Source organism: Ruminococcus sp. XPD3002, assembly GCA_900119535.1.
Taxonomy (GTDB): domain Bacteria; phylum Bacillota; class Clostridia; order Oscillospirales; family Ruminococcaceae; genus Ruminococcus; species Ruminococcus flavefaciens_H.
Window position 1 is genome coordinate 76675 of record FPJT01000013.1, and the last position, 7875, is coordinate 84549.

Annotated in this window: 4 protein-coding genes; 2 read left to right on the forward strand and 2 right to left on the reverse strand. The window is 44.5% G+C overall.

Annotated features, from left to right (window positions below; genetic code table 11):
• Positions 1 to 165 precede the first annotated feature (165 nt).
• Entirely contained in the window at positions 166 to 3573 is a 3408-nt protein-coding gene (locus tag BT127_RS12075) for a toll/interleukin-1 receptor domain-containing protein (protein WP_075425248.1), read from the forward strand.
• 13 nt (positions 3574 to 3586) lie between these two features.
• On the forward strand, positions 3587 to 5563 hold the full coding sequence (locus BT127_RS12080) for a hypothetical protein (protein ID WP_075425249.1): 1977 nt from the start codon (positions 3587 to 3589) through the stop codon (positions 5561 to 5563).
• A gap of 790 nt (positions 5564 to 6353) precedes the next feature.
• Here the strand turns inward: BT127_RS12080 and BT127_RS12085 are convergent.
• Positions 6354 to 7433 carry an alpha/beta fold hydrolase gene (locus tag BT127_RS12085; RefSeq protein WP_075425250.1) on the reverse strand — a complete coding sequence of 360 codons (1080 nt, stop codon included), beginning with the start codon at positions 7431 to 7433 and terminating at the stop codon, positions 6354 to 6356.
• A gap of 50 nt (positions 7434 to 7483) precedes the next feature.
• Complete coding sequence (locus tag BT127_RS12090) at positions 7484 to 7726, reverse strand: L-2-amino-thiazoline-4-carboxylic acid hydrolase (protein WP_175541965.1); 243 nt, start codon at positions 7724 to 7726, stop codon at positions 7484 to 7486.
• Positions 7727 to 7875 lie beyond the last annotated feature (149 nt).

Here is a 7875-nt window from a genome sequence, read left to right on the forward strand (position 1 = left end):
AGTATGTCCGCTTATCACAAACATACTCCTGCTTTTTTTATCGTATTTGGTCAGCTTAATGACATTCGCCTAAAGGCGGTTATTGAGTTCACATTTATTATTGCTATTTCTGGTATTTTGTGCTACAATATCATTATATGAATTGCATATAAAAAGGAGAAAGAGATGGAATACAAATACAAAGCTTTTATCAGCTACCGCCATATCGAGCCCGATATGCAGGCAGCAGAGAGATTACAGAAGCTGCTTGAATCCTATAAGCCGCCGAAGTCTCTTGGCGTAAAAAAGGAAAACTGGCGTATTTTCCGTGATGTTTCGGAGCTTCAGTCCAGCAGCGACCTTAGTGAAATAATCAAGAATGCTATTGAGTCGTCGGAGTACCTCATCGTTATCTGCTCGCCGCAGTACACCGAATCCAAGTGGTGCTTGCAGGAGCTCACCCGTTTCCGTGAGCTTCACGGCAACAAGAACACTAATATCGTCACCCTGCTGGTAAACGGCGATCCGAAGGAGTCGTTTCCTGAGGAGCTCACTTACGCCGAGTTGACCACAACCAACGAAAAGGGAGAAGAGGTCACGGTAAAGGTGGATGTTGAGCCGCTTGCCGCAAATATAGTAGCTGACGATCTGAAGGACTCCATGAAAAAACTCAATACCGAGTATCTGCGTATCGCTGCTCCACTGCTTGGATGCGACTTTAACGATCTTTTTCAGCGTGAAAAGCGTCGAGAGGCGGCAAGAAAACGCCGTATCTTCGGTGGTGTGTCAGGCATACTCTCACTCATATCCATTATCAGCGTAGCTTCTGCAGTCACCATAAACGGTAAGAACAAGCAGATACAGAAGCAGAATGACCAGATAATGGAACAGAATGCAGAGATCGAGAATAAGAACAGTGAACTTCTTGTGGAGAATGCAGGTCACCTTGCAGTTGAATCCGAAAATCTTTACAAGGAGAGCAGTCTGATCCCTGCCATAAAAAAAGCTGTAGCAGCTCTGCCATCGGCAGACGAAGAAAAGCCCGTGCTCCCGGAAGCAGAGTATGCTCTTTCCCGTGAGCTGGGAATGTTCAGCCACACTCAGCTTGTGCCTCAGATCTCTCTGAAGCATGAATGTGCTGTAGAGCAGCTTTCCTTTATGGGCGGAGGAAAGACAGTAGTTTCAAAGGACGCGACGGGAGTATACTTCTGGGATGCTGAAACAGGCAAGCTCATAAAGAAAATATCTGCTTCCGACAGTGAGTTTGCATCAGAGTCGGGAAGCTCCAATGAACTGACTGCTTACTTCGATGTAAGTACCGATAAGACAGGCACATACTTCACGAATACAGGCTCTCCCAGCAGCGTCACCTACGAGAACAGCTCCGTATTCAATAAGGTATACACCTACTTTGTACACTCTGTTGACGAAGAAGAACCTGGCACAGGCAGCGATGTGTACATATTCAACTCCGACAAATCAGTATGGCGTGTTGACGGTGCAACGGGCGAGATAAAGTGGAACTGTCCGAAATCGGAAAATGTTTATAAATACCTCGACGCAGTTATGGACGAAAAACACATTCTCAGGCTGTATAATGAAAAACGTGAGTTGACAAACGGTTCAGCTATCATGGGAGATGATTACTTCCTTGAGATAATTGACCGTGAAACAGGCAAGGTAGTTGACACAGCAAAGGTAGATAAGTCAGAAAGCTCTATCGGATTCCTCATGGATCTGGAGATAAAAGCCTACCGCAATGGTCTTGTATATATTTACAGCGATTCCGATAAAAAGCTGAAAGCCTATGAGATAAAGGATCATGCTCTCAAACTCAGGAACGAGACAGAGATCAGATATCCTTTTGACACAGGCATCAACAAAGAATATCTGCAGTTCTTCAATGACGAACCTGTTACGGCTGCCTGCAGCATAATGGCGTTCAACCTCAATACTGAGTTCACACGCTATGACAAAGATATGAAGGCGAAAAAGTGGAGCACTGATATTCCCGTAAACTATCAGAATAAAGGAAAAATGTTCCTGATGCCTGCATCGAACACAAAATACGAGCACGATGTCCTTGCTGTCACCACAAATCGCTCAGTATCCTTTTTAGACTATGAAAACGGTAAGCTGATAAAGAACCTGTCAATTGAAGGCGAGATTATAGACGTTTCGTTCAGTCAGAACGGTTTGGTGATGTTCACACTTGACAGCGGTGAGGAATATGCAGTAAGCCTGAACAATTACATATCAGGTGATGATGCGGATAATGCGGCTTACAGAGTACAGACCATGAATACAAAAGTCTCGCTTTGCAGCTACAGTCTCGGAAAGTATGCAACTTCCGAGAATTACTCCAACACTGCCTATATACAGTATCCTAAGCAGACTTCCGCCTACACCGATATAGACACGGGAGAATTCATGTACAACCGTGATGTTGCTGCCGTATCGGACGACGGTTCAAAGGCAGCTGTTGTTTCAACATTCTATCCTGATGGTGAGTACAACAGCAGCAGTATCCTGACCTGTCACCTGTTTATATATGATACAGATTCAGGCTTGTGTACCGAAGTATCAGCGCTTAAAGACTTCAAAGTTAACAGTGCTGCCTTTGTGGATAACAGCAAGCTGATAGTAAATGTCAGCGAAAAGACTTCGGGCGGCACATATTCTATTGAGGACAAGACCATGCTCATAGACGTTGCAGATGGAAAAGCTGAGGTCATTAAGGATGCGCCTTCGGCTAAGCGCTCAACAGTTGAGCTTATACCTGTCCCGGGCGGTGCTTACTATTCAGCTGATTCAGAAAAGAATCTTGTATTTGTTTCTTCCGACGGAAGCTGCAAGACATGGGCGGTCAGGGATGAAGGCTCATTCACTGCTGACAGGGAAATAATAAACAATATGTATGCTGTTTCGGGCAGCAAGGCTGCCATGTATGCTAAGTTCAGCGGGGAGGACAGCAAGAACGCTCTTATCGTTTACGACTTTTCAGTCGGTCAGCATCTTGAGCTTGAATACAACGTAAGCGATGAATCCGAGGTACAGCGCATATTCTGGCAGAACGCTGACACAGTGGGAGTACTTTTCAATAACCGCACTGTCGTTCTCTTCGACGCTGCTAACGGCAAATTGAAAAACGAAGTCTCGATCAACGGGACAAGTCAGGAGCCTGTCTCCGTTTCCGCAGTCAGTGATGATATCTTTGCCGTGCTTTGCCGTGATTCATGCCTTTACGAAATGAACTCCGACGGCTTCACAGGAAGAAGCTGCCGGCTCGATTTCAGCAGCGACAATGAGATATATGAGTCAGACAGCTCTTCTGCGGCTCTTCTGGAGACCAGACCAACAGCGGACAAGAGCCATATATACGCTGTATGGAACAAGTCTCAGGCATGGCTCATTGATACTGACAGATTCACTGTACGCTACAGGATAGATGATTTCGCAGCAGCTCCTGCCGCAGCCGATAAGGTATTCATCAGCGACGAAGGCAGGAACAAAACAGGTATGTTCCCTATATACACTACACAGCAGCTCCTTGATGCCGCAAAGGATTATCTTTCGGCACTTGGTGAAGCATGAAAGGACATGACAGATGAGTAATAACAAAAGTCGTAAAAATATGACACGGCTGATATTCCTTCTGGCAGTGTTGTCGTTTCTGATAGCAACTGCTCAGGGTATCATATACTATAAGAATTACGATTCTTTCTTCAAATTGCTGCTGGTGCTGCAAAACAGTATCAATGCATTCGGCTTCAAGGCTTCCGTGACCATAAAGGATACAGTTGCCTTTATGAAGGATAATCCCTCGGCTCTGAACAAGAGCATTGGCTATGCCTACTGTATCGCTGTGTTCACTGCGCCATACTGCACTCTCTCATTCTTATACAAATTTCTTGAGCGGCTGCTGCGCTTCATAATATTCTTCCGCAGGGATAAGAACTGCCGCCATATTGTAGTTTTTGGCTATAACAACGACGTAAAATCAATGCTGAAAAACAACAGATCCGATCCGAAGAAAAACTGTATCCACATAGTGACTAACGAATCGATAGACAGCGAGGAGATATATCGCCTGAACAAGTCAGGTTATGTGGTTCACTACGCCGATGTACTCAAGGCAGCAGAGTCAGAGCTCCAGTTCCTTCTTGCAAAGACTCATATAGAGACGGCAACTAATATCATTCTTTTTGAGAGTTCATCCATAAGGAACTTCTCTCTGTTGCAGCTGTTCCGTCTGAATGATAATGACTCATCCGAAAGGATAAAGCTGGCACAGGGAACAAAAATTTCATGCAGGTGCGAGGAAGAGGGCATCGGAAGACTTATCGCGGAGTATTACAACAGCGTTGCAGGCACGGACGCTTTCTTCGACCTTGAACTTGTCGGACTTCCCGAAATGCAGATACACAAAATGTACTCCGACCATCCGATCCATACCATTTACAAGGGAACGGACATCCCGCTGAAGGACTGGACTGCACATCTGTTGGTAGCAGGATTTGGTCAGTTGGGACAGCAGGCAGTATTGCAGGCAATGAACCTCGGTATCGTCCACGAGAGCAACCGTATCATTATCGACGTTTTCGACAGCAATATCAAAATAAAAAAGGCTGTGTTCCTCAATCAGCTCAGCCGTGATACTTTCGATATAAGCGACAACAGAGTCACACTGAAAAGCGATGCCGCAGACGGACTTCTTGAAATAAACTTTCACGAGCTGAATATCTCACACCTCAGTTTCTATGACCTGATACGCAGCAAGCTTGACACCGAGCCATACACCTACGTTGTCATAGCTCTTGAAAATATTGATCTTTCCGTAAACTGTGCAATACAGCTTGAGGAACTGTTTGATGAGCGCGGTCTTAAGGTGCCTATTCTGATGCGAATGGATGCCGACAGACGACTTGCAGGCTATATTTCCGCTGAGAACAGCTCCCTTGCAAATGTGAGCCTTATCGACGACAGAAGCATCGTCATTACTATCGACATGATTATCAACCGCGAGATAGACCGCCGCGCCAAGGACTACAACCATTTCTACAACAATATAAAACTTATAACCGCCGATGAAACAGGAACCGTGGATAACTCGGACGAGGATCCTGAGCAGGAATGGAACAGGCTTCGTCTTTTCCGACGCTCGTCCAGCAAGGCTGCCGCATATCATGACGAAGTGAAGAACGATATTATCCCCAGGCTTGCAGCCGAAAACGGTGTTGATCTGTTGAAAAAGCTTGAAGAACTCTTAGGCAGCAACGGCTCTCTGATGCGGTATACAGGTTCGGCATGGCAGATGAACGGTACTGAGGAAGAAGTAATGGAAAAGCTGAAAAAGGACAGCTTTGCGTACGGACTGGTTTCTCTGGAGCACCGCCGTTGGTGCTGCTATATGGCTTCCATAGGCTGGCGTTCGGGTGAACGCAGTGACAAGTTCCGCAGGAATCCCTGCCTTGTGACTCAGCAAAAGCTCATGGAGACTAAGCCCGAGATGTGTAAGTATGACCTTATGTCGCTTATGGCAAGATACAAAACGGACATTTTAAATCATTCAGCAATCGGATAAGATCAGCTTGTATCAATATCTCTGATTCGGTCACATGCCTTGGAATTGTTGAGACCGATCTACAGAAATTAGCCAAACAACAGGCTGTTAAATCAATTACAGGGACGCTTTTGGCGTCCCTGTAGTATTTATATATTGAACGAACAATAGAACGTCAGCTGGCAGACGTGAATTCTGATTCAGAAGTTTCTGTTGCAGACTTAGTATGTATGTCTGAATATCTGCTGGGTGATCATATGTCATTCAGATGATTTCCCCCCAAAAAATACATAATATAGATGATCTATGATTTTGACCACTCAACAGTCAAAAAAGCAAAATTGTTCGAGCTTGGCAATGTAAGGTTTATGAACTATTTCTTCAAGAATAATAAGGATAAGTTTGAATTAAATTAAGCAGACCGCTCGGTTTTGGGATTTTCTTCTGGAACTATTTTGACATTTTTCTTATCTCAGCGTAAAGGCTGGATTGGGGTGCGCTTATAATAACTACTTGTAATAGCAAAACCTGCTATGGTAGAATCAAAGAAACTACCATAGCAGGCATTTTTTATATTCCTGTTTTAATGAAACTGTGCGTTTTACTTTTTAAGAAAATCCGCAAAGGAGTCCTTACCGCCGGTTGAGAGGTAGGAGTAGTATTGCAGTATCATTGTTGCATCTCCGATTTTTTCAATAGGGTGTTGTTTTTATTTGCAATATTGCAAAAGCCAAAAAACAACTTATATGACATACTTTTTTTGTATGCCAATAGACCATGGGCTATTGGCATTGCCTGAACTTGCATGATATTAACCGTCCAGTCCGTTCAAGAAATCCTTCAGGATTTTTCCGCACTCTTCTGGCTTATCAAACATGATCTCATGCTGTCCCTGCATTTCGATCTTCTGACAATTTCCCATCTTTTCAATATATGCGTCCAGTATACTGCGCTTTTCTGCCTCGGTCTCAAGATAATTTGCGTATACCTCATCATCGCTGTCTCCTGTGACACCATATACATTTCTGAGAACATCTGCGGTAAATCCCTCATTTATGAGCTGTTCCTTCGTGTGAAAAGCGTAGAGTATGCTCAGGTACATCTTCGGGATATCATTTGTTTCCAATGTATCCCAAACATAATTGCAGTTTTCCTGCCAGCGCAGCATTTCATCTGTTGAAGCATGACTGCTCATGGTTTTTTCAAGAAGTGCTGAGGATACAGGTTTTTCTTCATCAGAAAGCATTTTCAAATCTCTTTCGTAGTCGGAGTTTATCACCGGCGGGAGCAGTCCGAGGTTTCCGGCACGGCGCATCCACTTTACGATGTCAAGATCCAACGCGTCTTTTTCGAGATCGAAATGCTGTGCTTCGGAGCCGTCTATGATCATGACCGCCTCGAGCTCATCGGGGTATTGGCTTGCCCAGTATGTAGCGTACACACCGCCCATAGAATGTGGCATCAGCACATAGGGTGCCTGAATGCCTGCGTTTTGCAGTGCAGTCCTGTAATGCTCCACAACGTGTTCTGCGGTCATTTCTCCCCGGTAGTCATCGCTCACACCATATCCTGCACGGTCGAGAAATACGAGCCTGTTATCTTCTTCGAGGGGAGCAGTCATCTTTCGCCAGCCTATGCACATTTCTCCGTCAAGATAGCCTGCTAAAGCAACAATAGTATGCTTACCGTTTTGATTTCCGCAGGTAAAAACATTCACATTATAATCGCCCGCCGACACAAGGTTGTAGTAACCGTTGCTTTTTAGATAGTTCTTTGCCTTGTTCACTCTCAGGTGGAACAGGACAGAGGTGATAATGAGGACTACAATGACAAGTACAAGTATCACCAGTATAATTTTCCCTGTTACCTTTAATACTCTCTTGGCTTTCATAACAAAAATTCCTTTCCATGTATCAATTCAGACTTTTTCAGATACACCGATCAATCATTATACCAATACCCTTTGTCATCTATCTTTTTAGGGTGTTCTTTTGCGGCTTCCGACCCATCGCCTACGATCCGGTAGTCGCATATGTCAGAATTTGCACAGGTGTGCTTGCGTATCAAATGACCGTGTATCATTTCCATTGCAGGATAATCACTGTTGCAGAAGGCTGGCATGATGTCAAGATACCCGTGAGCTTTTGCAAATTCCGCAATAGGGCAGCGTTCAAAGATATTCATTATGCTCATCCTCTACAAAATGTTGAAATCATAGGCCTTTTCAAAATCAGATTTTATCGTAACAGCTGCCGTACATTTGCTCAGATCATATACCACCGACCACTGCGTTATACTGTCATAGTACATATGCCCCGGCTCATAGTATTTAT

What these genes read in the sequence shown, in the direction of transcription:
- BT127_RS12080 (WP_075425249.1), top strand. Translation starts at nt 3,587, where the DNA reads ATGAGTAATAACAAAAGTCGTAAAAATATGACACGGCTGATATTCCTT.
- BT127_RS12075 (WP_075425248.1), top strand. Translation starts at nt 166, where the DNA reads ATGGAATACAAATACAAAGCTTTTATCAGCTACCGCCATATCGAGCCC.
- BT127_RS12090 (WP_175541965.1), bottom strand. Translation starts at nt 7,726, where the DNA reads ATGAATATCTTTGAACGCTGCCCTATTGCGGAATTTGCAAAAGCTCAC.
- BT127_RS12085 (WP_075425250.1), bottom strand. Translation starts at nt 7,433, where the DNA reads ATGAAAGCCAAGAGAGTATTAAAGGTAACAGGGAAAATTATACTGGTG.